Annotated in this window: 28 protein-coding genes and 1 tRNA gene; 18 read left to right on the forward strand and 11 right to left on the reverse strand. The window is 41.1% G+C overall.

Going from position 1 to position 26,898, the window contains the following annotated elements; all coding sequences use genetic code 11:
• The first annotated feature begins 55 nt into the window (after positions 1–55).
• On the forward strand, positions 56–742 hold the full coding sequence (locus DFR63_RS08875) for a phosphoribosylaminoimidazolesuccinocarboxamide synthase (protein ID WP_115885592.1): 687 nt from the start codon (positions 56–58) through the stop codon (positions 740–742).
• A gap of 440 nt (positions 743–1,182) precedes the next feature.
• Here DFR63_RS08875 and DFR63_RS08880 read toward each other — a convergent pair whose 3' ends face one another.
• From DFR63_RS08880 to DFR63_RS08895, 4 genes are all read right to left on the reverse strand, one after another.
• Complete coding sequence (locus DFR63_RS08880) at positions 1,183–3,327, reverse strand: DNA topoisomerase III (RefSeq protein WP_115885593.1); 2,145 nt, start codon at positions 3,325–3,327, stop codon at positions 1,183–1,185.
• 110 nt (positions 3,328–3,437) lie between these two features.
• On the reverse strand, positions 3,438–4,166 hold the full coding sequence (locus DFR63_RS08885) for a hypothetical protein (protein ID WP_115885594.1): 729 nt from the start codon (positions 4,164–4,166) through the stop codon (positions 3,438–3,440).
• Between the two features lie 28 nt (positions 4,167–4,194).
• Positions 4,195–4,866, reverse strand: coding sequence for a hypothetical protein (locus DFR63_RS08890; RefSeq protein ID WP_115885595.1), 672 nt, complete (start codon positions 4,864–4,866; stop codon positions 4,195–4,197).
• A gap of 96 nt (positions 4,867–4,962) precedes the next feature.
• A complete protein-coding gene (locus DFR63_RS08895) occupies positions 4,963–5,379 on the reverse strand; it encodes an LCP family protein (RefSeq protein WP_115885596.1) in 417 nt (138 codons plus the stop codon).
• Between the two features lie 214 nt (positions 5,380–5,593).
• Here DFR63_RS08895 and DFR63_RS08900 point away from each other — a divergent pair, with 214 nt between their 5' ends.
• From DFR63_RS08900 to DFR63_RS08940, 9 genes are all read left to right on the forward strand, one after another.
• Positions 5,594–6,406 carry a gluconate 2-dehydrogenase subunit 3 family protein gene (locus DFR63_RS08900; protein ID WP_115885597.1) on the forward strand — a complete coding sequence of 271 codons (813 nt, stop codon included), beginning with the start codon at positions 5,594–5,596 and terminating at the stop codon, positions 6,404–6,406.
• The gene (locus DFR63_RS08905; RefSeq protein ID WP_115885598.1) at positions 6,406–8,160 is read left to right on the forward strand and encodes a GMC family oxidoreductase; all 1,755 of its coding nucleotides are present in this window, start codon (positions 6,406–6,408) and stop codon (positions 8,158–8,160) included. The genes DFR63_RS08900 and DFR63_RS08905 overlap by 1 nt, the downstream gene beginning before the upstream one ends.
• An 82-nt stretch (positions 8,161–8,242) precedes the next feature.
• Positions 8,243–8,545 carry a cupin domain-containing protein gene (locus DFR63_RS08910; RefSeq protein ID WP_162842329.1) on the forward strand — a complete coding sequence of 101 codons (303 nt, stop codon included), beginning with the start codon at positions 8,243–8,245 and terminating at the stop codon, positions 8,543–8,545.
• Between the two features lie 69 nt (positions 8,546–8,614).
• Entirely contained in the window at positions 8,615–9,643 is a 1,029-nt protein-coding gene (locus DFR63_RS08915; protein ID WP_115885600.1) for a M42 family metallopeptidase, read from the forward strand.
• 152 nt (positions 9,644–9,795) lie between these two features.
• The gene (locus DFR63_RS11830; protein ID WP_115885601.1) at positions 9,796–10,188 is read left to right on the forward strand and encodes a hypothetical protein; all 393 of its coding nucleotides are present in this window, start codon (positions 9,796–9,798) and stop codon (positions 10,186–10,188) included.
• 79 nt (positions 10,189–10,267) lie between these two features.
• Positions 10,268–10,633, forward strand: a complete 366-nt coding sequence (locus DFR63_RS08925) for a hypothetical protein (protein ID WP_115885602.1) — start codon at positions 10,268–10,270, stop codon at positions 10,631–10,633.
• A complete protein-coding gene (locus tag DFR63_RS08930) occupies positions 10,578–11,075 on the forward strand; it encodes a hypothetical protein (RefSeq protein WP_162842330.1) in 498 nt (165 codons plus the stop codon). Before DFR63_RS08925 ends, DFR63_RS08930 begins: the two co-directional genes overlap by 56 nt.
• Positions 11,076–11,378: 303 nt before the next feature.
• Positions 11,379–12,017 carry a pentapeptide repeat-containing protein gene (locus DFR63_RS08935; protein WP_162842331.1) on the forward strand — a complete coding sequence of 213 codons (639 nt, stop codon included), beginning with the start codon at positions 11,379–11,381 and terminating at the stop codon, positions 12,015–12,017.
• Positions 12,018–12,033: 16 nt separating this feature from the next.
• On the forward strand, positions 12,034–13,041 hold the full coding sequence (locus tag DFR63_RS08940; protein ID WP_115885605.1) for a beta propeller repeat protein: 1,008 nt from the start codon (positions 12,034–12,036) through the stop codon (positions 13,039–13,041).
• Positions 13,042–13,095: 54 nt separating this feature from the next.
• Here the strand turns inward: DFR63_RS08940 and DFR63_RS08945 are convergent.
• Positions 13,096–13,168 (reverse strand) — tRNA-Ala (locus DFR63_RS08945).
• Between the two features lie 212 nt (positions 13,169–13,380).
• On the opposite strand from DFR63_RS08945, the gene DFR63_RS08950 reads away from it, so the two are divergent.
• From DFR63_RS08950 to DFR63_RS08970, 5 genes are all read left to right on the forward strand, one after another.
• Entirely contained in the window at positions 13,381–15,003 is a 1,623-nt protein-coding gene (locus tag DFR63_RS08950; protein WP_115885606.1) for a M20/M25/M40 family metallo-hydrolase, read from the forward strand.
• 299 nt (positions 15,004–15,302) lie between these two features.
• The gene (locus DFR63_RS08955; RefSeq protein WP_115885607.1) at positions 15,303–15,587 is read left to right on the forward strand and encodes a metal-sensitive transcriptional regulator; all 285 of its coding nucleotides are present in this window, start codon (positions 15,303–15,305) and stop codon (positions 15,585–15,587) included.
• Positions 15,588–15,696: 109 nt separating this feature from the next.
• Positions 15,697–16,800: a DsrE/DsrF/DrsH-like family protein gene (locus DFR63_RS08960; RefSeq protein ID WP_245954168.1), complete on the forward strand. Its 1,104-nt coding sequence runs from the start codon at positions 15,697–15,699 to the stop codon at positions 16,798–16,800.
• Between the two features lie 32 nt (positions 16,801–16,832).
• Entirely contained in the window at positions 16,833–18,194 is a 1,362-nt protein-coding gene (locus DFR63_RS08965; RefSeq protein ID WP_115885608.1) for an MBL fold metallo-hydrolase, read from the forward strand.
• Positions 18,194–18,973: a sulfite exporter TauE/SafE family protein gene (locus DFR63_RS08970; RefSeq protein ID WP_115885609.1), complete on the forward strand. Its 780-nt coding sequence runs from the start codon at positions 18,194–18,196 to the stop codon at positions 18,971–18,973. The genes DFR63_RS08965 and DFR63_RS08970 overlap by 1 nt, the downstream gene beginning before the upstream one ends.
• 183 nt (positions 18,974–19,156) lie before the next feature.
• Here DFR63_RS08970 and DFR63_RS08975 read toward each other — a convergent pair whose 3' ends face one another.
• Entirely contained in the window at positions 19,157–20,152 is a 996-nt protein-coding gene (locus DFR63_RS08975; protein WP_115885610.1) for an acrylyl-CoA reductase family protein, read from the reverse strand.
• A gap of 189 nt (positions 20,153–20,341) precedes the next feature.
• Between DFR63_RS08975 and fmdA the strand changes: the two genes are divergently transcribed.
• From fmdA to DFR63_RS08990, 3 genes are all read left to right on the forward strand, one after another.
• The gene (gene fmdA, locus DFR63_RS08980; protein ID WP_115885611.1) at positions 20,342–21,529 is read left to right on the forward strand and encodes a formamidase; all 1,188 of its coding nucleotides are present in this window, start codon (positions 20,342–20,344) and stop codon (positions 21,527–21,529) included.
• Positions 21,530–21,793 (forward strand): FmdB family zinc ribbon protein, encoded by a 264-nt coding sequence (locus tag DFR63_RS08985; RefSeq protein ID WP_115885612.1) that lies wholly within the window; start codon positions 21,530–21,532, stop codon positions 21,791–21,793.
• A gap of 356 nt (positions 21,794–22,149) precedes the next feature.
• Complete coding sequence (locus tag DFR63_RS08990) at positions 22,150–22,698, forward strand: superoxide dismutase family protein (RefSeq protein WP_211313793.1); 549 nt, start codon at positions 22,150–22,152, stop codon at positions 22,696–22,698.
• A 370-nt stretch (positions 22,699–23,068) separates the two neighbouring features.
• Here DFR63_RS08990 and DFR63_RS08995 read toward each other — a convergent pair whose 3' ends face one another.
• The 5 genes from DFR63_RS08995 to codB form a co-directional block, all read right to left on the reverse strand.
• Positions 23,069–23,716 carry a DsbA family oxidoreductase gene (locus tag DFR63_RS08995; RefSeq protein WP_115885614.1) on the reverse strand — a complete coding sequence of 216 codons (648 nt, stop codon included), beginning with the start codon at positions 23,714–23,716 and terminating at the stop codon, positions 23,069–23,071.
• Positions 23,716–23,871 carry a hypothetical protein gene (locus DFR63_RS11835; protein ID WP_162842332.1) on the reverse strand — a complete coding sequence of 52 codons (156 nt, stop codon included), beginning with the start codon at positions 23,869–23,871 and terminating at the stop codon, positions 23,716–23,718. Before DFR63_RS11835 ends, DFR63_RS08995 begins: the two co-directional genes overlap by 1 nt.
• Positions 23,872–23,956: 85 nt before the next feature.
• Positions 23,957–24,193, reverse strand: a complete 237-nt coding sequence (locus tag DFR63_RS09000; RefSeq protein ID WP_115885615.1) for a glutaredoxin family protein — start codon at positions 24,191–24,193, stop codon at positions 23,957–23,959.
• A gap of 104 nt (positions 24,194–24,297) precedes the next feature.
• A complete protein-coding gene (gene codA / locus DFR63_RS09005) occupies positions 24,298–25,560 on the reverse strand; it encodes a cytosine deaminase (RefSeq protein ID WP_115885616.1) in 1,263 nt (420 codons plus the stop codon).
• The gene (gene codB / locus DFR63_RS09010; RefSeq protein ID WP_115885617.1) at positions 25,550–26,830 is read right to left on the reverse strand and encodes a cytosine permease; all 1,281 of its coding nucleotides are present in this window, start codon (positions 26,828–26,830) and stop codon (positions 25,550–25,552) included. Before codB ends, codA begins: the two co-directional genes overlap by 11 nt.
• Positions 26,831–26,898 lie beyond the last annotated feature (68 nt).

Consider the following 26,898-nt stretch of genomic DNA (forward strand, 5'->3'; position numbering starts at 1 on the left):
AATTTTAACAAGTAAAATATGAAACATGATAAATTGATTATAGGAGTGTATTCAATTGGACTTAATTTACCGCGGTAAGACCAAAGACGTTTACAAAGATGATGATGGTGAAACTGTTTTATATTTTAAAGATGATATGACAGGAAAAGACGGTGTATTTGATCCAGGTGAAAATCAGGTCGGTTTAAAAATTGAAGGATCTGGAATTGCCGGCCTTCAAATGACAAGCTTTTTCTTCGAAAAATTAAATGCTTCAGATATCCCGACACATTACATAAGTGCAGATGTTGAAAACCGCGAGATGAGAGTTAAAAAAGTATCTGTTTTCGGAGAAGGGCTGGAAGTTATCTGTCGTTTTAAAGCAGTAGGCAGCTTTATCCGCCGTTACGGAGATTATATTGAAGAGGGCGCTGAGCTCCCTGCTTACGTTGAAATGACTTTAAAGGACGATGAAAGACAGGATCCGTTTATTAATGAAGCAGCACTTGAGGCACTGAATATTTTAAATGCGGATGAGTATGATGAAATAGTGAGTCTAACAGTTAAAATCAGTGAAGTGATTAAAGAAGAGCTTGCTGAAAAAGGGCTGGATTTATATGATATTAAATTGGAATTTGGGCGTGATGAAGAAACAGGTGAAGTGCTGCTGATTGATGAAATTTCAGGCGGCAACATGCGCGTATATAAAGACGGGGAATATATTGAACCGTTGAAATTGAATGGCTATATGTTTGATAAGTAATATTGAACTTTGCAGATTTAAATTTTGGGCTGGGGCTGGAATGACATCATTTCATATGTACCCCAATTACTTTAGATACAATATATCTCTTAAAACCGATGAAACCCATAATAATACCCTTCAACGTTCACTGCTAAGTGAACGTTGAAGGGTTATTTTTAGTTTATCAGTTTTCCAATACTTCCAGATAGTCTTCTACAAGATATCTGTAACCGTAATTGGCTATATAATACATCATTTATGCTTTTTTATAAGGATCTTTCCATCCTCAGTAGGAAACTTCTCTTCAAATGCCATGCCTAAAAATTTTAAGGTTTACCCTTATATATTTTCTGTCTAAGCAGCTGAACTGATTATAAATACAGCAAGCACAATAATAGGTATAACTGCAAAAGTGAATATTCCGCTGTTCATCACATTCTCTCCAGTATCAGCAGATATTAGTTATCCAGCTTCAGTTTCTTCAGCTGTTCTGCCAGTGCATTATTTATCGGTTCTTCTTTCTGATTCACATATTTATTAACGGTTTTCTTATCCACACGGCCTTTATTTTCTTTTTTCTTCCGCGCTTCAAAGCTCGACATTTTTTCACGGTGCCCGCAGACACATCTGAAAACCTGCCCGTCACCCGAGCCGCTCAGCGTCATTTTCTTCTTGCATTTCGGACATCTGGCGTTCGTTATTTTTTCAACGTTGCGTTTATATCCGCATTCTCTGTCCTGGCATACGTGCATCGTGCCTTTTTTGCCTTTGACTTCCAGCAGCGGTTTGCCGCATTCAGGACAGTCTCTGCCTGTGAGATTATCGTGCTTGAATTTCTTCTCGCTCGCCTTGATTTCTCTGACAATCTCTTTCGTATGTTCTTTCATATCTTCGATAAACTTCCGTCTGTTCATTTTACCTTTTTCAATCTGTTCAAGCTGGGTTTCCCATTGAGCAGTAGTGACAGGGGATTTTAAGATCTCCGGTGCCAAATCTAAAAGCTGTCTTCCTTTTGAAGTGAGTTTAATTGCCTGGCCGTTCTTCTCCAGATAGAAAGTATTGAACAGTTTATCGATAATATCTGCCCGTGTTGCGACTGTGCCAAGCCCGCCGGATTCTGCCAGTGTTTTCTTATGTTCTTTGTCCATCTGGAAGTATTTCGCAGGGTTTTCCATAGCTTGAAGCAGTGATGCTTCCGTGAAACGTGCAGGCGGGGTTGTTTCGCCTGTTGTTTTCCTGATTTTGTTTACAGTCAGTTTATCACCTTGTTTTACATCAGTTGTAATGTCAGACGATTCTTCTTTATAAACAATTTTGAAGCCCTGATTTAATACTCTGTTGTATTTTGCTTCGAGTTGTTCACCGTTGATTTCAGCAGTGACAGTTGTCACTTCATACTCATACGGCGGCAGCAGCACACTCATAAATCTCTGAACAACTAATTCATAAATCCGTTTTTCGCGTTCTGTAAAGTCAGCAAGGAAAACCGGACTTTCAGTTGGAATAATAGCATGGTGATCGCTTACCTTGCTGTCGTTGACGAAGGAACTGTTTGTTTTAAGTGGTGTTCTTAAAATACGTGCCGCAACTTTACTGAACTGGCCGATGCCGCTGACTTCGACTCTCTCTTTTAATGTATCCACGATATCTTCCGAAATAAATTTAGAATCCGTTCTTGGATACGTCAGTACTTTGTGACGTTCATACAGAGCCTGCATCGTCTGCAGTGTTTCTTTTGCAGACATGCCGAATATCTTATTGGCATCTCTCTGCAGTTCTGTCAGATCATACAGACCAGGAGCGAATTGTTTCTTTTTCTTCTTTTGAACGTCTTTAACAGTTAATGAAGCAGCATTCAGCTTTTGGCTGACTTTATCGATTAGATTTTCATCGAAAGTCGAGTAGCCTTTGCCATCTGTCCATTTAAAGGTCAGTTTATCCGTAACGACATCAAGTCCGTAGAACGTTTTCGGTTTAAAGTTTTTAATTGTCTCTTCCCGCGCCTGAATAATTGCGAGTGTTGGTGTCTGTACACGGCCGCAGTTAAGCTGGGCGTTGTGTTTTGTCGTCAGTGCACGGGTCGCGTTTAAACCGACATACCAGTCCGCTTCACTTCTTGCAGCGGCTGCCTGATAAAGATTAATGAATTTGTTTCCAGGCTGAAGATTTTTAAATCCATTCGCAATCGCTTTATCAGTAACTGAAGAAATCCAGAGACGTTTTACCGGCTTATTTACTTTCGCATAATCGAGAATCCAGCGGGCAACGAGTTCACCCTCACGTCCGGCATCTGTTGCGATGATAATCTCATCAACATCCTGACGTTTCAGCTGGGACTGGACAGCTTTAAACTGTTTTGTCGTTTTCGGAATATGAGTCAATTTCAGCGGGGCAGGGAGCATAGGTAAATCGTTGAGTTCCCACTTTTGATATTTTGTATCATATTTTTCAGGGTCCTGGAGCGTCACTAAATGTCCAAGTGCCCAGGTCACAATATATTTACTGCCTTCTAAATAACCATTACCTTTTTTACTGCAGTTCAGCACACGGGCAATGTCACGTGCTACTGAAGGTTTTTCAGCAAGTACAACACTTTTTGCCAAAAATATTCATCCTCTCGTTCATTCAATGTATCTGTTAATTATACTCGTTTTACAGAAAAAAACATACTGCAGGAAGATTTCCTGCAGTATGTTCGCTTCACTATTTAATATTATTTTTCTTCATATGACCATTTCCACATTTCACCATCTGACATGAAGTGATAAACGTAATCGTCATCGTACAGCTTAAAGTTATACTTGCCGGCTTTCACCGGATTTTCATTTAAAACTTCAGGATCGTTGTGAGCAAGATACATCAGTTCTTCATCTGTGAAGTCTTGCATTAATTCACTATATGACCAGTTCCAGTAGTCACCGTCATATGAGAAATGGAATTCATAATCACCGTAGACAAAGTTATAGTTGTAAGGCTCTTCCTGTACCGGTGCAGCATCAAGTGCAGCCGGTGAATACAGTGCCAGTTTAGCCAGGTTTTCCTTTGTGACATCTATATCCATAGCATCAACTTTTTGATGAGGCACCATTGCTTGTGAGTCATTCTCTGGATTAGCATTTTCATTAGAGCCGTCCAGCTGACGTGCCTGTTCTATTTGAAAAATCTCTGCGACAGCCTCATTAAACTCTACCTGTGATATTTCTCCACTGTCTTTAGACTCTGCGAGCCCATTAATTCTGTTCTGTCCTTCTTGTGACATCCAAGTAGCGTCAAATCCGATATTTGCCCAGCCGTCACCATCCGGATCAGCGTCTGCAGGCAGCACTTCACCCCAGACAGTTTTGGCACCTTCTTCTTCATCCGCCTGTGCTGTGCCGCTTATTCCCGTGAATGTTAATGTGCCTGCTACTAAGAGTGAACCTAATAAAGTTACTTTTTTCATTGGAAAACACCTTCCTGAAATTTAACTGTTATTTATTCTCGTAAGACCATGTCCATTCTTTACCGTCTGATGCGAAATGATAAACGTATTTGTCATCCGATATTTTAAAGTCATAAGCGCCGTCTTTAACCGGTGCATCGTTTAAGACCTCGGGGTTATTGTGAACGAGATGAATTAACTCTTCATCAGTGTATTCTTTGTCTACTTCCTCATATCCCCATGTCCATGAGTTTCCATCATAAGAAAAATCGAACTCATATCCGTCGTATACAAAGTTATAGTTGTATGGTTCATCTTTTACAGGTGCCGCATCTAATGTTTTCGGTGCGTTAAATGCAACACTGGCCAGATTCTCTTCAGTTGTTTCAATACCGCCGTAGGGTCCGTTAATCAGTGCGTGTTCTTCATCAAAAATGTCTGTGACTATTTCGTTATATTCAACCTGTGTAATCTCACCAGCCTGACGTTGGTCTGTCAGTTCTGAAATTCTTTCTCTCTGGTTATCCGGAAGCCAGTCCAGACTGTATCCGCCGTTTGACCAGCCGTCGCCATTCAGATCGCTTTCTGCATCTACTACTGTTCCCCAAACGGTTCTCGCGCCATCGTATTCAATTTCGTCCGCCTGTGCTGTGTTATTGACTCCTGTAAACGTCAATGCGCCTGCGACTAATAATGAACTGAATAAAGTTACTTTCTTCATGAAAATCCCCTTCCTGAATATCTAACTTTATTTCTTACGGCCAAATTACCACAGGAAGCTTATCATTGCAATTATGTTACACATATTTCATACATATTACTGAGCCTGGACAGATAAAAAGTTTTGCAGTTGCTGCTCATTTTCCTCCACATCAATATCCAGAACTGCCCCCGCACCGGTATATGCATTCTCGTATGAATAGTCTACTGGAATTCTTAGTGTTTCGATGGCCTGGTCTTTATCAGAAATTATTCCTTTTCCCATTGAAAGAAGCGTTTTACTATCAATATTTGTGTCGATATATGGATCTGCCATTCCCAGCAGTTTAGGCAGTTTGACGAAATTCTGTATATTTACAGCTTCTTTCGTCAGTTTCGCAATCACTTCCTGCTGGCGTTCAACTCTTCCATAATCGTTATTTTCGTCTTTACGGAAACGGACGTAACCCAGCATCTTTTCACCATAGCCCGGAACTTCCACATATGTATCCCGCATGAGCGAAACAAGCTTCATTTCACTGCTGTCCTGGTCATATATTTCATTTCTATTCTCCGCAGCAAATAAATGTTTTCATTTTAAGATTTTTTGCTGTATCTGTCTACAATGTACAAATATACATATAACGTATATTTTTTCTCCAGTAGTTTTGACAACTTTGTGAATGCGTATTAAACTTGCTATGAGATTATGTTATGTTTTAATCAAAGAAAAGAGGGGGATAATTTCCATGGTCAAACACACATCAGGTAATAATGGACAAAATGAAAAACAATTTTCACGCCGTGACTTCCTGAAGACGACAGGTGTGGCAGCCGGCGGTATTGCCGGAGGTGCACTTTTAGGCGGTTTAACAGGTTTCCAATTCGGTTCTGATCAGCAATCTGAAACAGCGGAAACGGATACCGGCGGAGACACTGCATCGGGCGGCGAAGGCGGCGCTGATGTACCTGAATTTGCAGCACGTACTTTCATCAGCAGGCAGGAAGATTTTGCAGCTCTTGCAGCAGCAACAGAGCGGATTTATCCGGAGGATGATAACGGGCCAGGTGCTATTGAACTCGGTGTTCCTTATTTCATCGACAGACAACTTTACGGTACATGGGGAACGAATGGAACGGATTACCGCATGGGGCCTTTCGAGCCAATGGCATCCGATACACACGGCCGTCAGGAGAAACTAACCCGCGGTGAAATGTTCATACTCGGAATCAGACGTTTAAGAGAATATGCAGTTGAAGAACACGACGAAGAGTTTGTGAAGCTGGATGGAGATACACAGGATGAAGTTCTGAAGGCATTCGAATCAGGAGATGTCGAAATTCCAGGCATGCGTGCGGAAGCATTCTTTTCCCTCCTTAGAAACACAACAATTGAAGGCGTCTATGCCGACCCGGTATACGGCGGCAATAAAAACATGGAAGGCTGGAAGATGATTCAGTATCCCGGGCCGCGTATGGGCTGGATGGATAAGATTACTTCTGAGGAGTTCGTAGAACTGGAGCCTGAAAGTCTGAGAGCATATCAAGGAGGCGGAATGTAATGGCCAAAAAACTCGAAAAAGTTGAAGCTGTTGTTGTCGGCATGGGCTGGGCTGGCGGTATAGTCAGTGCAGAACTTGCCAAAGCAGGTAAAAAAGTAGTAGGCCTTGAAAAAGGTAATCACGCAACGAGAAGTGACTATATCGGTGTAAAAGACGAACTGCGGTTTGATAACCGTTATGAAATCATGCAGCCATTACGAGGTGATACGGTAACATCACGAAATGAAATAGATGAAACTGCCCTGCCGGTCAGAACGATGGCAGATAACCAGCTGGGTGCAGATCTCGGCGGTGCGAGTGTACACTGGGCAGGAGCGTCTTACCGTTATTGGCCATATGAATTTGAAATTCGCAGCCAGACAATCGACCGTTATGGAGAAGATAAGATACCAGAGGATATGAACCTTCAGGACTGGGGAATTACCTATGAAGAACTGGAACCTTATTATGAGAAATGGGAAGATACGGCAGGAATCTCAGGTGAGCAGGATCCGCTGGCACCTGAACGAAATAAACCGTGGCCAAACCCGCCTTTAAATGAAACACCGTCTCTAAAAATTTTCAAAGACGCTGCGACAAATCTTGGTTTGCATCCATTCCAGATTGCAGCAGGGAACATGTCGCAAAACTATGAAAACCCGGACGGGGAAAAGTTAAATGCATGCATGTACTGCTCATTCTGTACGAGAGCAGGGTGTGACTTTGATGCGAAATCAGACCCTCTTGCTACGGTTATTCCAACAGCGATGAGACACGACAACTTTGAACTTCGCACACGTGCAAACGTGCGCCGTGTTCTTTATGACGAAGATACTAAAAAAGCTACAGGCGTCATGTATGTTGATGAAACAACAGGAGAAGAATATGAGCAGCCTGCCGACGTTGTTGCGTTGTGTGCGTTTGCATTTACAAACAACAGACTGTTAATGCTTTCTGATATCGGTGAGCAGTACGATCCGGAAACACGTGAAGGGCTGATCGGCCGCAACTTTAACGGGCAGCATAACTCTGCTTTCCACGGGGTCAGAGGTTTCTTTGAAAATGAGAAATTCAACCTGTACATGGGGGCAGGGGCATTAGGTGCCGCAGTCAATGACTACGCGGCGGATAACTTCGACCATTCAGATCTCGACTTTATCGGCGGCGGAGCAATTGAACTGAGACAATATGGTTTCGGAGCGATTTCAAGCAGTAATAACTACACGAGAGAAGTATCAAACTGGGGTGCAGATTATAAGGCGGAATCACTGAAATATGCCTATAGTGCGCTTCAGATATGGTATACCAGCATCGCGATGTCGTACTGGCACAACTACCTGGATCTTGATCCGACGTATAAGGATGAGTATGGAGATCCGTTGTTGCGTGTTACTTATAAATTTGGTTCAAATGAACGTCCGATCGCAGAATTTGGTGTAGAAAAATGCCATGAAATTATGGAAGAAATGGGCGCTGACATCATTGAAGATGATGAAATTGCCGAAGAATTCGATAATGTGTTTTCAGGCGGACACTACACCGGCGGTGTGGTAATGGGAGACGATCCGGAAACATCTGCTGTAAATAACTACCTGCAAATGTGGGATGTGGATAACTTATTTGTTGTCGGCGGTTCGGCCTTCCCGCAATTTGGCGGGCATCATCCAACACCGACAATCGGTGCACTAGCATACAGAGCAGCTGAAGGCGTTGAACGTTTCCTCGACGAGGGCGGCCAGCTTGCAACGGCTAAAAGCAAAACAATGAAAGCATAAAATTTGAAAACTTCCTGACTGCATAGTCGGGGAGTTTTTTCTGCTGTAATGTATAATGGCAGCTAAAAGGAGCGGAGATTATATGGCAAAACTGATTCATACTGAAAATGAACTTGCGGGTAAAGAAAAGTCACTGAAAAAAGTATTCGGACATGATAAATCGAATATCGTTAATATTCAGCTGAAAACAGGCGAAATTATTCCAGAACACGACTCCAAAGACCCGATATTTATTATCGTGCGTAAAGGTGAAGTGAAATTCGATTGTTCCAGAGAAGAGTATACTTTAACATCCAGCGATATTCTTTTTGTGGAAGCAAAAGAAAAGCATAGTGTTGAAGCGGTGACAGACACTGATTTTTTAGTCGTTTTTCTAAGAAGGTAAGGAGCAACGAAGCAGCAGAAATTAATGTATAATTGAGGCAAATACTTAAACACAAAGGGGATTTATAATATGTTTAAAAGAGACGGTACCATTTCATTTCTGACGAAGCTTTTATCAATTAACAGTCCGACAGGCTACACGACTAATGCGGTCAGCTTTTTACGGGAAACAATTGAAGATATCGGCTACGAGACACTGACGACACCGAAGGGGAACCTGATTGTTCAGGTAGACGGTGAAAATACTGAAGTCACTAGAGGTTTGAGTGCCCACGTGGATACTTTAGGTCTGATGGTCCGTTCAATTAACTCAGACGGCACTTTGTCACTGACTAAACTTGGCGGCCCTTTAACACCGACACTGGACGGGGAATACTGCGACATTATTACGCGCGATGACAAGGTATATACAGGAACGATTCTGTCTAAATCACCGTCAATTCATGTATTTAAAGACGCGGCTACAAAAGAGCGGGATATCGATAACCTCATTGTAAAATTGGATGAACGTGTTGAAAGTAAAGAAGACGTACAGAATATCGGCATTCAGAATGGTGATATTATCGCTTATGATCCGAAAGTCGTCGTTACGGATTCAGGCTTTATAAAATCGCGTTTCTTAGACGATAAAGCATCAGTTGCAATTTTAGTCAGTATTTTAAAAATGATGAAGCAGGAAAATGTAACGCCGTCGACAAATCTGAAATTTATCTTCTCGACCTACGAAGAAGTGGGGCACGGTGCTGCATGGATTCCGGAAGATATTACAGAACTGCTGGCAGTGGATATGGGGTGCATCGGACTCGATCTTGAATGTACGGAATATGACGTGTCGATTTGCGCGAAAGACTCGTCAGGTCCATATGATTACGATATGACGACTAAACTGATTAATTATGCAAAAGATAAAGAATTGAGTTATGCCGTGGATATCTATCCGATGTACGGCAGCGACGCATCAGCAGCCATGAGCGGCGGTGCGAACATTAAAGCTGCGCTGATTGGACCAGGTGTGGCAAGCAGCCACGGCATGGAACGCACGCATACCGATGCGCTTGAAAATACTTTTGAATTGATAAGAGAATATATTCAGAATTAATGATATTGAAGGTAACCTCCAACAGCAGGTGATTAATATATATTGGGGAGAGAAATTGTAGCCATATGGTGACGCTTTATACGATAAATTATGATATTACTTTTTACATTTGGGTATTAAATCATTAAATGATTCATAAGGTGCTGCTGCAGATGTTTAAAAATATATTTTTGTTGGGACCCTCGTACATCTCATATATTATATTAATTGCTACAGACTTCTTTAATGGGATTCCCTGGTACATTCAATTTGGGACACTGTTTGTATTCGGCTCTCTTACTGCTGTTATTACTATCTGGAATATGGATAGAGAAGAGGACGAAACACTAGATAAAACAGCCGAAAAACCAAAGAATGTTAATTTCATTCCGACTCTTATTCTGGTGTCTATTATACTTCTGATTGCGGGAATGAATATTTTTGTGGGAGCACCGAGAAACGATATATTTAACATAACTGACTTTAGTTTTTATATAGTCTTTGTTGCTCTTCCGATTCTAAACAAGGACTATGTGAAAGTGGCAGAAAGACAGATGAGTGCATGATATTTTAATTATTTCTGATGCTGCTTGGATTTACACTCGGATATTGAACCTTTAAATAAAAAAACAAGGTGTTGTTAGCGTGCTTAAAGATGAATTATTAAGAGTCTCATTATATGCGACCTTTATTAATCTTATCATTTTGGATTTCTTTCATGAAATTCCATGGTATATACAGTACGGTCCAATAATTGCCGTTGGAATTGTCAGTGTGCTGTCAGTTATCATCAGAAAAGGTGATAACGAAGAAGGAAGTGAAGACGCGCCAATAATATACCGGCTTTTTCTGCTTATCTCACTCAGTTTAGTAGTTATTTGTATGAATATTTTTATCGGAGAACCGTCGACAGAACTATTTAGTATATACAGCTCAAAATTTTGGATAATTTTTATTGCTTTACCGTTACTCGGCAGTGTTTACAACAAAGTTAAAGCAAGAGAAGCTTAAATATTTCTCCCACCCCCAGGTTATTGAACCTTTAAATAAAAAACAAGGTGTTGTTAGCGTGTCAAAAAGCAATTTTTTACTACTCTTAGTATTTATCTCATTACTGACTCTTATTATTACTGATTTTTTTCCCGGCACTGAATGGTACATTCAATATGGACCATTTATACTGACTGCGATAATTATTTTTATTATGGCTATTTTTGAGAAAAAAGAAGTAGAATCAAAAAAGATAGCATCTGCTGATGAGAAGAGGAAACGAAGAAATCACTTCTTGGTCTTTATTGCTTTTATATGGTTAATCGTTATGGCAATGAACATTTTTGTTGGAGAGCCAGAAGGTGATATATTTAATATTAAAAATCCAGAATTCTGGATTTTAGTGGTTATTCTTCCGTTACTTTCACAGTTTCATTATAAGAAAAGCACAGACGGGACTTAAAAAAATTTTAACCAGTTTCCTCAATATGAGGAAGCTGGTTTTTCTTGACCTGAAGCGCGCTTTAGCATTTATCATCTAGATATAGGGTAAAGGATAACATTAATCAGATGTGGATTGGAGTACAACACCATTTCGCCGTTGTACTCGAATGAAGTTTGGAGTACAACGCCGTTGTATAAGCTAACAATTGAGATCCAGCTTCAAAAATAAATAGAATGCTTTCAGAAGGACCATAACGCTTAATGTGTTATGGTTTTTTATAATGAGGGTATAAATGAAAATATGAAGAGTGAGGAAGACAAAATGAAGTTAAAACCTTTGAAAATAGCAGGCGAATTAGAAATCGTTTCTTATGAAGCAATTGTGAATGATGAGGATCAGATATTTGATGGTATTGAAATTAACGATGCTGAATTTCTTGCTACTGACCTTAGAAGGTTAATCTCATATAACACTGTAATTAAGAACAGTAATTTAACAAATAATGAATTTGATAATGCAGATTTAACTGATACAAGATTTGTTAACTGTGACTTTTCAAATACAGTATTTAGCGGCGCTTCTGTCCATAATGTTGAATTTGTTAACTGCAAAATGATTGGCGTCAGTTTTGATGAATCCAGAATTAAAAACGTTAAGTTTTCTGAATCACTGTTAAACTTATCGGGAATAAGCGAATCTAAACTTGAGAATGTGCTGTTTGAAAATGCGAGAATGGTTACAGCAGATTTCTTTAATAATAAATTTAAAAATATCGGTTTCGACAATTGTGATTTGTCAGAAGCCAGATTTGTTGATACGCCGCTTAAAGGTATCGATATCAGTTCATCTCATTTTGAATCATTAAGTATTAAACGCGAAGATCTGGAAGGATGCATCGTTTCAAGTGTGCAGGCGATTCAGATGGCAGCATTGATGGGACTGGTAGTGAAAGATGATTAAATAAGGAGGAATATTAATGACTTCAATTTATTTTACTTCAGGATCTAAAATTTTCAGGGTTTCAGGCAGAGAGCAGGACTGGTCGATTAAAGAGATAGAAACGGGTTATGATGATGTGCGTGCAGTGGCTGCTGATGAATTGTCGGAGACGATTTACATCGGGACTTTCGATGACGGTTTGTTTCGGAGCCGGGATAACGGAGAGTCTTTTGAAGCGGTCGGAGAGGATGCATTACCGAAAAGAATTATGTCGCTTCATATCAGTCCTGTGTCTAAAAGACTGTACGTCGGAACCGAACCGAGCGAACTTCATTATTCAGACGACGATGGCGAAACGTGGGCGGAAATGACTGCACTTCAGGATCTGCCGTCGAAACCCGAATGGAGTTTTCCGCCGCGTCCTGATACACATCACGTTAAAGATATAACAAGCGGTATTATGGATGAATCATTTGTTCTAGCCGGCATTGAACTTGGCGGTATTATGCGTTCAATTGATAATGGCGAGTCATTTGAAGATCGTAAAGACGGTTCCCGGTTTGATGTGCATAATGTGATCATTCACCCGGATGATGATAATCTGCTGTATGAAGCAGGCGGAGGCGGTTATGCATGGAGTGACGATAAAGGCGAATCGTGGCAGACTGATAACGAAGGTCTCGGTGATTTTACGTATTTAGTGCATGTCGCAGCTGACCCGGGGGATAAAGATACTGTCCTTGTCTCCGGTGCAAGAGGACCGGCATCTGCTTATATGCCGGAAAGGGAAAAGACGGAAATGAAGATTTTCCGTAAACAAAAAGATGAGCCGTGGCAGGAAGTTACAGAAGGATTGCCGGAGGGCAAAGGAACGATTGTGACTCATCTGTTAACGTCATCTGACGTACCGAGTGTGTTTTACGGTGTTAATAATAAGGGCGTCTATCATTCAGTCGACCGTGGTAAAAGCTGGATGAAAGTCCCGGTCGACTTCCCGGAAGAAGTCACAAAGAATAAAATTAACTCAGCCTGTCTGACTAATTAAAATGAACACAAAACAGCCGCCTCATATTAATATGAGGCGGCTGTTTTAAGTAAGTGGAGCCAAGGGGGCTCGAACCCCTGACCTTTGCACTGCCAGCGCAACGCTCTCCCAGCTGAGCTATGGCCCCTTAAAATTGCATTATATACATTGTAGGCTATCTTCAGCTTTTACTCAATATAATTCCTGAATTTTATTTTTCTCCCTCTCCTTATCAAAGAGTACACTATATATTTTCAATATTAAGATATTTAATATAAAGTAGAAGGAAAGCATGAATAACAAAGTTTCCCGGGAAATTTACCGGCTACGATTTTATTGTAAAAAAAGGGAGTTATGTATATGGAACAGCAAGAATGTTTATGGGGGTCACCAGCGCAGCTTGAAGCGCTGCTTTATGAGTTAACGGAGTGGAGAAGTTTATCGGGAACAGAGGGAGAGATTGATTTTCCTTATAAGCTGACGGAGAAATTTAAAGAACTGGATTATTTTAAATTCAACCCGGACGACATTAAATTATTTGATGCGAAAAAAGACAGGAATGCATTCACAGCCTTATATAAAACAGATAAAAGCTCCGATACTGTCGTGCTGATCAGTCACTTTGATACAGTTGGTATTAAAGAATACGGTCAGCTGCAGGGACTCGCATTCAGTCCTGAAAAACTGACGCAAGCCTTTTACAATAATCCCGATTTCTTAACACTGGATGCTAGAGAAGATTTATATACAAATCAATATATATTCGGACGCGGCATTATGGATATGAAAATGGGACTCGTGCTGCACATGCACTTACTTGAACAGGCAGTACGTGAGGAATGGCCGGTCAATTTACTGCTTGTAACGGTGCCTGATGAAGAAGTCAGTTCTGCAGGCATGCTCAGTGCAGTGCCCGGTATTCTCGAAATATCCAAAGCGCGCAAACTAAATATAAAATTGTTCTTAAACGGGGAACCATCATTTACACAAGAGCCGCATGACAAAAATCATTACATATACTCGGGTTCAATCGGTAAAATATTGCCGGCAGCACTGTTTTACGGTGTGCCGACTCATGCAGGTGAACCGATGAGCGGTATCACATCACATTTCATCGGTTCATATTTAACGAAAAAGATGGAATTCACGAACAAGTTTCAAGAAACTTTTGACGGTGAAACGACACCGCTGCCCGTCTGCCTGCAGGCCAATGATTTAAAAGATAACTACGATGTGCAGACATCGCATCACAGCTATGCTTTATATAATGTGTTTACACTGTCTCAAACAGCAAAAGATGTCATGCTGACGTTTAAAGAAATTGCTGAAGACGCGATGCATGAGTGTAAGACAGACTATGAAAAAATATGTGGGGCTAATAATGTAAAACCATTGAACTGCATCAGGGTGCTGGAATATCACGAAGTGCTCGATTACTTTATCGATAAATACAGTAAAGGTGAAGCGGATTCATTAATCCGGGAAGTGGTCGAAAGTAATGGAGCAGATGAGCGGAAGATTACCTTGCTGATTGCGGACCATCTGATGGAGTACTGCCAGGAGCTGGCACCGGCAACAGTACTGATGTTTGCTCCGCCGTATATGCCGGCAGTAAACTCTTCCGATGATGAATTGGTGAAAAGACTGATTGAAGCGGCAAAAAGTGAAATGCAGGATAAATACAATTATGACGTAACAAATAAGCATTACTTCAACGGCATCTCAGATCTCAGTTATGTGAACTATAACCCCGAAGATAATGGCTGGCAGTCATTTAAAAATAACGCGCCGTTATGGGGAAAAACATATTCAATACCGTTTGAAGCTATGCAGCAGCTGAGTGCGCCGGTGATGAATATTGGACCGTACGGCAAGGATGCTCATAAGATGAGCGAACGGCTGCATAAGAAAAATGCATTTGAAATGATGCCGGCAGTGCTGAGGGAAGTGGTTCAGACACTGATCAAGCAGCCTACTTTGTAAGTGCCAAAGAGGGTATATATAAATTATCCAGATTACTTAAAGGCAGGGATATATATGGCTCATTTAAAAACGATTTGGAACGGCAGCAGGAAAGGATTAGGAATAATTACGGGTGATAAAATGGACACTCCATTCAGGGTCTTTTTGTAAGCAGAAACTGTCGCAGTTCTATAATTTTTTCAGCTGGCTCTGAATAACAGAAACCTGTCCGTTATGGTCTGTATACCTTGCGGGGTATTTGACTCTTCGGATTTTTTAATATAAGATATTGCATGAATAAAAGTGAAAAGAGGATGTATATGTCTGCTGAAGAGAAAAGTTATGTATATGATAAAGCGATTATTAATCGTATTAATCGGCTGCAGGGACAAATTAACGGTGCAAAAAAAATGATGGAAGATGGTGAAAACTGCAGAGATGTAGTAACCCAGCTGAGTGCGGCAAAAAATGCGCTCGACCGGACAATGAATGTTATCATCAGTGAAAACCTGGTCGAATGTGTGAAAGAAGCAATGGTACATCCAGATCAGAATACAGATGATTTAATTAAAGAAGCTGTAGAATTATTAAATAAAAGCAGATAAGATTCTGCTTTTAATTTTAAAATCTAACATACCCTATGGGGTATTTGACAAAAATAATTACACTTGTTAACATACCCCTATAGGTATTTAAAAGAGAGGAAGTTATAAATTGAAACAAACTGCTTATCATATGAATGACACAGATGAACTGCTGCAGGCGGGAGAGTATCTGCTGGATGTCAGAGAGAACTTTGAATATGACATGGGCCATGTTTCCCAGGCTAAACATATTCCATTACAGGAACTTAGTCACCGTTTGGAAGAATTACCGGCAGATAAGACTATATTTACTTATTGCAAAAGTGGAAGACGAAGTGAAACGGCAGCGGAACTGCTGAAAGCAAACGGCTTTAATGCTGTTAGCCTGAATGGCGGATTTTCTGCTTATACAGGAGAATTTAACAGTGCAGAAACTGGAACGGATTATTCTGCGTCCAGCTCTAAAGCTGATGAGGACAATATTAATATCGACCCTGAAAGATTAAAAATTGAAGCGTACGGGCTGCAATGTCCGGGGCCGTTGCTTAAAGTAAATGAAGTGATGGAAGACTTGGAAACAGGGAAGCAGATGGAAATTAAAGTGACAGACCCCGGCTTTTCGACTGATGTTGAAGCATGGGCGAAAAAGAAAGGTCATGCAGTAGTAAAAAATGAATTAGCAGATGGACATGTAACGGCAGTACTTCAAAAAAACGATGTACTAACGACATCTGCTTCTGATGGTTATCAGATGAAAGAGACAAAAGACGGGGCGACAATGGTTGTATTCAGCGGTGACATGGACAAAGCGCTTGCTTCATTTATTATTGCAAGTGGTGCCCGAGGTATGGGGAAAGACGTCACAATGTTCTTTACGTTCTGGGGATTGAATGTAATTAAAAATCCCAATGCAGCTAAAAAGAATAAAAAAGGACTGGATAAAATATTCAGTATGATGATGCCGAAGTCGGCATCTAAACTGCCTATTTCTAAAATGAATATATTTGGTATGGGGTCTAAGATGATTCAGCATGTAATGAAGAAGAAAAAAGTTGACGCTTTATCAGAAATGATTACAAAAGCAGATCAGCTGGGCGTTAAGATGGTTGCCTGCACCATGAGCATGGATATTATGGCAGTCGATAAAGATGAGCTATTACCGAATGTGGAGCTCGGCGGAGTAGGGACTTATCTCGGAGATGCAGAAAACGGAAATCTTAATCTGTTCATATAGAAATTTTAAATAAAAAGAGGAGAGTATATAAAATGTATTTTAAACAATTTTACGATCAAAAACTTTCGCAAACGTCATATATGGTTGCATGCCAGCAGACAAAAGAAGCTATCATCATCGATCCAAAACGCGTGCTTGATGAATATAAAGAAACAGCAGATGCAGAAGGATTTAAAATTACACAAGCAACGGAAACACATATTCATGCTGATTTTGCCTCGGGTCTCCGTGACGCTGCGAGAGTTTTCGGTGCTAAACTGTACGTATCCGATGAAGGCGATGAAAATTGGAAGTATCAGAATGTTCCTGAAGAGACTGTATTTCTTAAAGAGGGAGATACTATCAAGGTTGGTAAAGTCGAATTAAGTGTCATCCACACGCCGGGACATACCCCGGAGAGTATATCGTTTGTATTGACTGACCGCGGAGGCGGCAGTGAGGAACCAATGGGTATATTTACCGGAGACTTTTTATTTGTCGGTGATATCGGACGTCCTGACTTGCTTGAAGAGGCAGCGAACATGGAAGGAACTACAGAAGAAGGTGCAAATGCCATGTTTGATTCGTTGAAAAAATTGGATAACTATCCTGACTTCCTCCAAGTATGGCCAGGTCACGGGGCAGGCAGTGCATGCGGTAAATCCCTAGGTGCTGTACCTCTGTCTGCGCTCGGCTATGAGAAGAAAAATAACTGGGTTTTCAAATATGAAGATAAAGAGGCATTTATCAACGAATTGACAAGTGATCAGCCGGAACCTCCAAGTTATTTTGCACAAATGAAAAAAGTGAATCAGGAAGGACTGCCTGAATTCAAAATGAGAAAAATAGATGTGGGGACACCGGAAGTATTACCGGGACAGCTCTTCGATTTAAGAAGTAAAGAAGAATTTAAAGAAGGATTTAAAAAAGGTGCAATTAATATTCCTTATAATAGAAAATTTCTTCAGTTTGCAGGATGGTGCATCAATTACGATGAACCAATGACTGTTATTGCGGATCCAGACTTGAGTGAAACACTGCAGAAAGACTTTGCATCCATCGGCTTTGATAATCTTCAGCTGATTGTGCCAAGCGATCAGGCAGAACAGTACTTTAATGATTCTTATAAAAATATTGCACCGGAAGATTTTACTGAAAATGCAGAAGATAAATCTGTTCTTGATGTGCGTTCAACTGCGGAATACAAAGAAGGAAATCTTAATCAGGCAGAGCATGTTCATTTTGGCCAACTTCAGGATAAAGAGATTCCATTTGATAAAGAAGAAGAAATATATATTCACTGCCAAACGGGAGTCCGCTCAGCAATCGCAATGAGTGTGCTTAAAGCCCGCGGATTCGATAACATTATAAATATCGAAAAAGGATATGCAGGCATTAAAGAAGCGTTGAGATAATGGATATCACATTTATGATTGTTATATTTTTAATTGGTTTTATCGGTTCTTTTATATCAGGTATGGTAGGAATCGGCGGTTCTATTATAAAATATCCGATGCTGCTCTATATACCTGCCATGTTTGGATTCGCTTCATTCACACCCCATGAAGTGGCAGGTATCAGTGCGGTGCAGGTATTTTTTGCTACGATAGGCGGTGTCTTGGCCTATAAAAACAGCGGTTATTTGAATATAAAACTGATACTTTATATGGGCGGCGCAATACTGCTCGGCAGTCTCCTTGGAGCCTACGGTTCCGGCTTTCTTACGGAAAGTCAGATTAATATCGTCTATGCGGTACTTGCAACAATTGCAGTTGTAATGATGTTTATGCCTAAAAAGGAAGTGCCTTTTTCACCTGGAGACGACCTTCAGTTCAATAGATTTCTAGCTGCGGGACTTGCCTTTATCACCGGAACAGCTTCGGGAATTGTCGGGGCAGCAGGTGCCTTTATATTAGTGCCGATTATGCTCGTCGTTCTTAAAATACCGACACGAATCACGATTGCAACGAGCCTTGCAGTGACTTTTATTTCTTCTATCGGAACAACAGCGGGGAAAATATTGACGGAGCAGGTATTGTACGGACCTGCAGTGATTATGATTGCAGCGAGTCTCCTCGCAGCTCCGCTCGGAGCGAAAGCCGGACAGAAAATTAATGTGACTGTTTTGCAATGGATTCTGGGGTTGCTCATTTTAGGAACAGCCGTAAAAATATGGCTGGAAATATTTATATAGCTAGAAAATCGAGAAAACTTATGTAACTGGCGAACGAAACATTTTATAGAAACTGCAAAAGAACTCTTAAAGCTTGGTGTTCCATATTCTAAGCAGTCGTTAATTTATCTGGATAGAAGATAAATATTTAAAACCTTCAGTGAGATGAGGAGTGCCCGTCTCGCTGAAGGTTTTTTGTATAAACTAGCTGTTTTTTAAGTTAACAATCGTGCGGCCTCTGACTTTGCCGTCGATAATATCGTGAAACACCTGTGGCAATTCCTCGAGACTCACTTCGTTGACGACTTCTTTTGTATGAATGTCCAGTTTTAAATCATTCGCTAATCTGTCCCAGACTTTTTTACGTTTTTCCATCGGGTAAAAAACGGAGTCCACTCCGAGCCAGTGAATGCCGCGTCCGATGAACGGGAGAACCGTTGTACGGACTTGAATGCCGCCGACAAGACCGAATGTTGCAAGTGCACCTTCGGGTTTAAGGCTCTTAATAATATATTCTGTCGTCTTGCCGCCGACCGGGTCAATAGCTGCCTGATACACAGGTTTTACAACCGGTTTGCTATCCTGGTTGATTACTTCGTCACGATGAATCACTTTTGCTGCGCCGATTGATTTTAAATAGTCAGCTTCATCCATACTGCCGGTGCTTGCAACAACATTGTAACCTGCTGAAGACAGCATATTAACGGATAAACTGCCTGTACCGCCGGAAGCACCGGCAACCAGAACATCACCATTATCAGGATGCATGCCTGTCTGTTCGAGCTTCGTAATTGAAATACCAGCCGTTAAACCGGCTGTACCAAGTTCCATCGACTCTTTTAAAGTCATGCCTTCAGGTAAAGGTAAAACCCATTCGGCCGGAACACGTGCAATTTCAGAAAAACCGCCTGAAATTCCCGTGCCGATTTTGTAGCTCGTCGCGATGACAGCATCGCCTTTTTTAAACTTGTCATCTTTTGACTCGATAACCTCACCGGCAAGATCAATGCCCGGGATAATCGGGAAATACTCCGCAATTTCCCCTTTTGCCGCTACCATGCCATCTTTATAATTGACGCTGGAATAATGCACGTCGATTAAAACGTCACCTTCGGTTAAATCTTCTATTTCGAGCACCTTGATGCTCATCTCAGTACCTTCATCAGTTTTATCAGCAACTAAAGCTTTGAAAGAATCCATTGTAAACCTCCTAAGAATATCATTGTTTATATCTTCCCTGAGACAGAAGAGTGTAATCGTTAAATAAATAAAATAAGTATCTGTTTATTTATCACAATCCTTTTGTATACGCTTTCATGTAATTACTTGCAATATTTAGATGATGTAAATATACTCAAATTGTATTCATTATTCTCTAGGAGGAGTTACATGTCAAAACAAATTTTTGAGATTGATTTAACTAAGAAAATGCATGAACAAAAGCACCCTGGTCACAATCGCTGGCACCCTGACATTCCTGCGGCCTTCTCCGTAAACCCAGGCGAATCATTTAAACTTGAATGCCTCGACTGGACAGACGGTCAGATTTCAAATAACGACGACCCTTCAGATATTGCAGATGTAAACTTAAAACGCGTTCACGTATTGAGCGGTCCCGTCCATATTAATGGTGTAGAACCTGGTGATTTACTCGTTGTTGATATTTTAGATATTGGCACATTCAGTGCACATGAGTGGGGTTTTAACGGTATTTTTGCTAAAGAAAATGGCGGAAGTTTCCTGGTAGATCATTATCCTAATGCTGCGAAATCAATTTGGGATTTTGAAGGAATTTACGCAACGAGCAGACATGTGCCTAACGTTAAATTTGCAGGTATTATCCATCCCGGTTTAATCGGTGTTGCGCCGTCTCAGGAGTTACTAGATAAGTGGAACAAAAGAGAGAAAGCCTTGGTGGATACTAATCCCGATCGTGTACCGGCACTTGCAGAGTTGCCGGATGCAGATTCTGTTGTCTTAGGGACATTAAAAGGAGAGGCTTTTGACCGTGTTGCAAGTGAGGGAGCAAGAACTGTTCCTCCTAGAGAAAATGGTGGTAACTGTGATATTAAAAATTTATCTAAAGGATCGAGAATTTATTTCCCTGTATTTGTTGAGGGCGCTAAACTATCTGTTGGTGATCTTCACTTTTCACAAGGAGATGGAGAAATTACATTCTGCGGCGGGATAGAAATGCCGGGATGGATTGAGCTTAAAGTAGACGTAATTAAAGGCGGTATGAAGAAGCATAAAATTGAACATAATCCTGCCTTCCAGCCGGGACCTGTAATGCCTCATTATAATGAATATCTAGTTTTCCAAGGCATTTCAGTTAATGAGTTTTCAGGCGATCAGACTTATCTAGATGCGAATACTGCATACAGAAACGCATGTCTAAACGCTATCGAGTATTTAAAAACGCGTGGTTTCACTGGAGAGCAGGCATATATGCTGTTAGGATCAGCACCTGTACAGGGGAATATTGCAGGGATAGTCGATATTCCTAATGCATGCTGTACGTTATCTCTTCCTAAAGAAATTTTTGATGAAAATATCATTCCGGAAATCGAGAAATAAATGCCGAGATATACTTTTTTATGTAAGTCATGTGGAGAGTATGATGCATGGAAATCAATGTCCTCTGATGTTGCAAATGACGTCTGTCCGGAGTGTAATAAAGAAACAAAGCGTGTGTACAATGGATTTCAGCTAAGTAAAATGAACTCCAAGCTGAAAAGTCATATTGAACAGGGTATGACACCAAAAGTCGTAACTAAAAATAATCTGCCTCAAAGTAATATGAAGCAGCAAAACAGAAATCCGAGACCTTGGATGATGTAATATAAGAAACTGTAAAGGTGGCTGCTGTATGCTTTTACAGTTTTTTTAATATTTCAGGTTAATTAAGGAAAGAACCAGATGAAAGTCATCACAGGTATGGACTCATTTAAAGGGAGCTTGTCTTCTATCGATTCGAATCAGGTAGTTGAAAAGAGTATAAAGCAGGTGTTCCGGAGTCTGTTGTAAAATCATTTGCTATTGCTGACGGCGGCGAGGGAACTAAGGTAAAAGTATACTAGGAAAACAGCCTCATATATTCGAGTATTTAAAATTTATCATATCACTCTTTGTTTTAGAATGAAGGTTTAAATGGTTTGAACAGGGGAACAGGTTTATAAAAAGCTGGAGGGATTATTATGAAGCGTTTGATGTACTTGCCAATGTTACTCGCGATTCTGGTACTCGCAGCATGCAGCGATGGTGAAGCGCCGACACAGGACCCGTCGGAAGAAATTGAAGTCACCATGATAAACGGCGATGAAGAAGAAATAGGCACAGCAACTTTCTCAGAAGCGGACGATGGATTAACAATCGCACTTGAAGCTGAAGGACTTGAAACCGGAATGCACGGCATTCATATTCATAATGCCGGAATGTGTGAAGGACCAGACTTTGAAACGGCCGGAGATCACTATAATCCGACAGATGCAGCTCACGGCTTTGATCATGAAGACGGACCTCATGCAGGAGATTTAGAAAATATTGAAGTTGCAGAAGATGGTACAGTTTCAACGGAAATTGATGCCGAGAATGTCTCTATTCTAGATGAAAATCTGGATACTACTTTGCTGACAGAAGAAGGCACTGCATTAATCATTCACTCAGGTGAAGATGATTATATGACACAGCCTTCAGGCGATGCTGGTACTCCAGTTGCTTGCGGTGTCATTTCAGAAGCTAAATAATTTTAAATGAAAAAAGGCCGGGTAATCCTGAAGATGGATTATCCGGCCTTTCGTTAGGTTGAAGATAGTGCCGGGGTTGGTATGATAGTGTTTCATGTGTATCCGGCGGTGCTGGGGTTGGTATGATCGAAACTCATGTGTATCCCAAGGTCCTGGGGTTGGCATGATCGAAACTCATGTGTATCCCAAGGTCCTGGGGTTGGCATGATTGAATCTCATGTGTATCCCAAGGTCCTGGGGTTGGCATGATTGAATCTCATGTGTATCCCAAGGTCCCGGGGTTGGCATGATTGAATCTCATGTGTATCCCAAGGTCCCGGGGTTGGCATGATTGAATCTCATGTGTATCCAATCCCCCAAAAATCATTCCTTATTCAGCGTCCTGCCCTTCATGGTAAATTTTCTCTAGTGCTTCTTCGAATAATTCGACAGGCTGCGCACCTGAGATAGAATATTTATCGTTTACCAGGAAGAATGGTACGCCCTGGACTCCTAATTGTGATGCCTGCGAGATGTCGACATTGACGTCCTGTTTATACTGGTCGCTGTTGATGATACCGCGCACAGTATCACCCTCTAAACCGACTGATTCTGACAAGCGGACGAGTGTTTCTTCATCATTCAGCACTTCACCGTTTGTGAAGTGTGCATCGTAGAGTGCTTTAAAGAAGTCAGTGCCTTTAGCTTGTTCTTTAGCATACTGGAACACGCGGTGAGCGTCGAATGTATTCGTTAATTTAGCGATATCATAGTTAATTTCAACGCCTGCTTTTTCAGCTGTTTCTATTACTTGTGAAAACATACCTTTAGCGCGTTCAGCAGGAATGCCTTTCATTTTAGCAAAAGTTTCAGCGTAAGTTTCACCCGGTGTGTATTCGGCGTCCGGCATCAGCTGGAAGCTCTTGTATTCAATTTCGACTTCGTCTTTATGTGCGAATGTTTTAAGCGCGTTATCTAAGTTCGCCTGTCCTATAAAGCAGAATGGACATACGAAATCTGACCAGATTGTAATTTTCATTATTTTTTATCCTCTTTCTCTTCGTTGATTGGACCGCATATACCGGTCTCGAAGTCGCATACCATACCTGAAGCACCAAAATCTAAAGTCTCAATTCCTTTAATTTCTTTTGGCTCTTCTTTTGAGATATTGTTTTCATTTTCTTTTACACTCATGATTAAAACTCCTTTCATGTAAAACGAATCTATCACTGTCTTTAATTTTAACAGGCTGTATGAAATTACTCGATAAAACTGCCTGCTACCTGTGCACCGCTTCAATGACTTTATCAGGATTGAAGCCGGAAATAACTGTGCCCTTAATAATCGTTTGAGGTACTGTGAATTTACCTGTTTTCACAATCAGTCTGACGGTCGAGACCGGATTGATATCGACTTTGATTTCTTTATATTCTATATCCATTGAATTTAAAAGATCTTTCGCCATGCCGCATACTGGACATGTCGCTGATGTATAAATTACTGCTTTTTCAGTCATAATGTTTCCTCTTTCATTTTCCATTAGTTACTTAATTTTAACAGGATAGCTGTGCAATAACGAAAAAACTGCCTGCTGCAGAGCAGCGGCAGTGGATAGTCGTCTTATCTTTCAAAATCAATTTTCTCTTCTGTACCGAGATTAATCATCGTTTCTGCAGGTTTTGTTCCAGCAATCAGTTTCCCGTTTCGGTATGAATGTGTCACAGCTGCCTGTTTGCGGATAACATCGTATTCATTATCGGCATTCAGCACGATAAAGTTTGCAGGTTTGCCTGCTTCTATGCCGTATTCTTCTTCAATGTGGAGAGTTTTTGCACTGTTTTTTGTAACCAGATCAATCGAATTGATGATTTCTTCGTAACCCATTAATTGTGCTGCATGAATACCCATGTGAAGCACCTGCAGCATGTTTCCTGTGCCGAGCGGGTACCACGGATCAAAGATATCATCGTGGCCGAAACAGATATTCATGCCTGCTGCCTGGATTTCTTTTACTCTCGTTAGTCCACGGCGTTTTGGGTATGTATCGAAACGGCCTTGCAGAATAATATTAATCAGCGGATTAGACACAAAGTTGATATTGGACATTTTAAGCAGGCGGAACAATTTAGCTGTATACGCATCATTATAAGAGCCCATTGCTGTTGTATGACTCGCCGTCGTTTTCTCGCCGTAGCCGCGCTGATATGCTTCATTTGCGACAACTTCCACGAAGCGCGACTGCTCATCATCGATTTCATCACAGTGAATATCGACCAGCTTGTCGTATTTTTCTGCTAAATCGAAGGCGATTTTCATCGATTCCACCCCGTACTCTCTGGTGAATTCGAAGTGGGGAATACCGCCGACTACATCGGCACCGAGTTTTACTGCTTCTTCCAGCAGTTCTTTGCCGTTCGGGTACGATAAAATTCCTTCTTGCGGAAAGGCAACCAGCTGAATGTTTACGAACTCTGCAAGTTCTTCTTTTACTTCAATCATTGCTTTTAAGGCGGTCAGTTCCGGATCAGTAACATCTACATGTGTACGGATGTGCTGAATACCCTGGGCAATCTGCCATTTAATTGCTTTTTTCGAGCGATTTTTAACATCTTCGAGTGTTAATGATTCCTTGCGCTCGGACCATCTCTGAATACCCTCAAACAAGGTGCCGCTTAAGTTCCATTCCGGTTCACCGGCGGTCAGTGTTGTATCCAAGTGAATATGCGGTTCGATAAACGGCGGCAGCACAAGAGATCCGTTTACATCTAGAGTATTCTTGGTGTCTTTAACTTTATCCTGTGTAATATCTTTAAATTTTCCATTTTCAATTGTGATGTTCCATAATCCTGTTTGTCCTCTGAGTGAAGCATTTTTAATAATCACGTACGACCTCATCCTTTGTTTTTATTGAAGTTTTAACTGAAACTGTTTCTTTATATGCGGCAAGTTTCATACCTGCAACGTAAATGACACTGCTTCCAAGTAAAGAGTTAAGCGGCGGAATTCCCGGTGCAAAGTTTGCTAAAGCGATACCGGCAATCCAGGCGAAGAGAGCAACGCGGTTTAACGATTTAAATTCCATTGTACTGTAAGCTGCATATTTTCCGCGTCTGACAATAAAGTAATCTGCGAGTATGATTGCACCGATTGACGGCAAGGCAGAACCCAGCAGTGTCAGGAATCCGACAAAGTTATTGTACAGCCACATCGCTGCGATGGTTCCTAATATACCATTGAATACGACGATATATTTTTTAGGGAGCTTGAAAATATTTGCAAAACCCAGACCTGATGCGTAAAGTGCGCTGTCATTTGTTGTCCAGATATTTAAGCCGAGTACAATAATGGCCGGAATCATTAGCCCTTGAAGCAGCATCACTTCTGAAATATCAGCAATACCAAATGCCATTGCACCGACAGCCCCAAAGAGGAACATCAGCGAATTTCCTAAAAAGAATGCGATAATACTTGAGCTGACTGCAGATTTAGCTGATTTTGCAAAACGTGTGAAATCGGGGGTGAGTGTCCCAGCACTGATAAAGGATCCCACACAGATAGTCAGCGCGAGAGCAATGCTGATTGACTGTGCCGGTTCATAAGCAAAGAGAGCTTCCATGCCGCCCATTGAATTGACAGCATCGGAAACAGAATAAGAGCCAAGTATTGTGATGGTCGGCACACTGATAAAACCGAGAACCGCGAGAGCTTTCAAACCGAAAATTGACGAGATAGTCATCAGAGCACCGAAGGCCCCGATTAACACAAATACGTTAATCCCTGTAGCAATTGAAACCGGTACAGCAAACATTGCAAGACCGACACCGAACCAGCAGACCTGGGTGGATGCGAGCAGAAAAGAAGTAATATAAGAGCCTTGTTTACCAAAAGCGTAACGAGCGAGCAAATGAGTCGATAATCCGGTTTTAGCAGCGATATAAGCGAGTGCACCTGTATATAAACCGAGTATTAAATTACCAGCAAGAACAATCAGGATAAAGCTCGTAAACGACAGTCCTTCACCTAATGTCCCGCCTGACCACATACTCGCTGAGAAAAAGCTCAGTGATAGCATAACGGCTAAAATATTCCAAAAACCTTTGCGACTTGACTGAGGTACTGCCTCAAGTGAGAATTCTTTGTCATAAGTTGACATACATAACTCCTCCAGTATCTTTTGAATTTAAGAAACTGGCGCCGAAAAGGGCACTTCTCGTTATGGTT

The sequence above is a fragment of the Jeotgalicoccus halotolerans genome (genome assembly GCF_003387165.1).
Lineage (GTDB): Bacteria > Bacillota > Bacilli > Staphylococcales > Salinicoccaceae > Jeotgalicoccus > Jeotgalicoccus halotolerans.

Coding starts and splice junctions, on each gene's coding strand:
- fmdA (WP_115885611.1), top strand. CDS start 20,342: ATGTCAAAACAAATTTTTGAGATTGATTTAACTAAGAAAATGCATGAA.
- codB (WP_115885617.1), bottom strand. CDS start 26,830: ATGTCAACTTATGACAAAGAATTCTCACTTGAGGCAGTACCTCAGTCA.
- DFR63_RS08995 (WP_115885614.1), bottom strand. CDS start 23,716: ATGAAAATTACAATCTGGTCAGATTTCGTATGTCCATTCTGCTTTATA.
- DFR63_RS08985 (WP_115885612.1), top strand. CDS start 21,530: ATGCCGAGATATACTTTTTTATGTAAGTCATGTGGAGAGTATGATGCA.
- DFR63_RS08915 (WP_115885600.1), top strand. CDS start 8,615: ATGTTTAAAAGAGACGGTACCATTTCATTTCTGACGAAGCTTTTATCA.
- DFR63_RS11830 (WP_115885601.1), top strand. CDS start 9,796: ATGTTTAAAAATATATTTTTGTTGGGACCCTCGTACATCTCATATATT.
- DFR63_RS08910 (WP_162842329.1), top strand. CDS start 8,243: ATGGCAAAACTGATTCATACTGAAAATGAACTTGCGGGTAAAGAAAAG.
- DFR63_RS08890 (WP_115885595.1), bottom strand. CDS start 4,866: ATGAAGAAAGTAACTTTATTCAGTTCATTATTAGTCGCAGGCGCATTG.
- DFR63_RS08940 (WP_115885605.1), top strand. CDS start 12,034: ATGACTTCAATTTATTTTACTTCAGGATCTAAAATTTTCAGGGTTTCA.
- DFR63_RS11835 (WP_162842332.1), bottom strand. CDS start 23,871: ATGAGTGTAAAAGAAAATGAAAACAATATCTCAAAAGAAGAGCCAAAA.
- DFR63_RS08975 (WP_115885610.1), bottom strand. CDS start 20,152: ATGGATTCTTTCAAAGCTTTAGTTGCTGATAAAACTGATGAAGGTACT.
- DFR63_RS08885 (WP_115885594.1), bottom strand. CDS start 4,166: ATGAAAAAAGTAACTTTATTAGGTTCACTCTTAGTAGCAGGCACATTA.
- DFR63_RS08950 (WP_115885606.1), top strand. CDS start 13,381: ATGGAACAGCAAGAATGTTTATGGGGGTCACCAGCGCAGCTTGAAGCG.
- DFR63_RS08895 (WP_115885596.1), bottom strand. CDS start 5,379: ATGAAGCTTGTTTCGCTCATGCGGGATACATATGTGGAAGTTCCGGGC.
- DFR63_RS09000 (WP_115885615.1), bottom strand. CDS start 24,193: ATGACTGAAAAAGCAGTAATTTATACATCAGCGACATGTCCAGTATGC.
- DFR63_RS08965 (WP_115885608.1), top strand. CDS start 16,833: ATGTATTTTAAACAATTTTACGATCAAAAACTTTCGCAAACGTCATAT.
- DFR63_RS08935 (WP_162842331.1), top strand. CDS start 11,379: ATGAAGTTAAAACCTTTGAAAATAGCAGGCGAATTAGAAATCGTTTCT.
- DFR63_RS08990 (WP_211313793.1), top strand. CDS start 22,150: ATGAAGCGTTTGATGTACTTGCCAATGTTACTCGCGATTCTGGTACTC.
- DFR63_RS08970 (WP_115885609.1), top strand. CDS start 18,194: ATGGATATCACATTTATGATTGTTATATTTTTAATTGGTTTTATCGGT.
- DFR63_RS08900 (WP_115885597.1), top strand. CDS start 5,594: ATGGTCAAACACACATCAGGTAATAATGGACAAAATGAAAAACAATTT.
- DFR63_RS08955 (WP_115885607.1), top strand. CDS start 15,303: ATGTCTGCTGAAGAGAAAAGTTATGTATATGATAAAGCGATTATTAAT.
- DFR63_RS08905 (WP_115885598.1), top strand. CDS start 6,406: ATGGCCAAAAAACTCGAAAAAGTTGAAGCTGTTGTTGTCGGCATGGGC.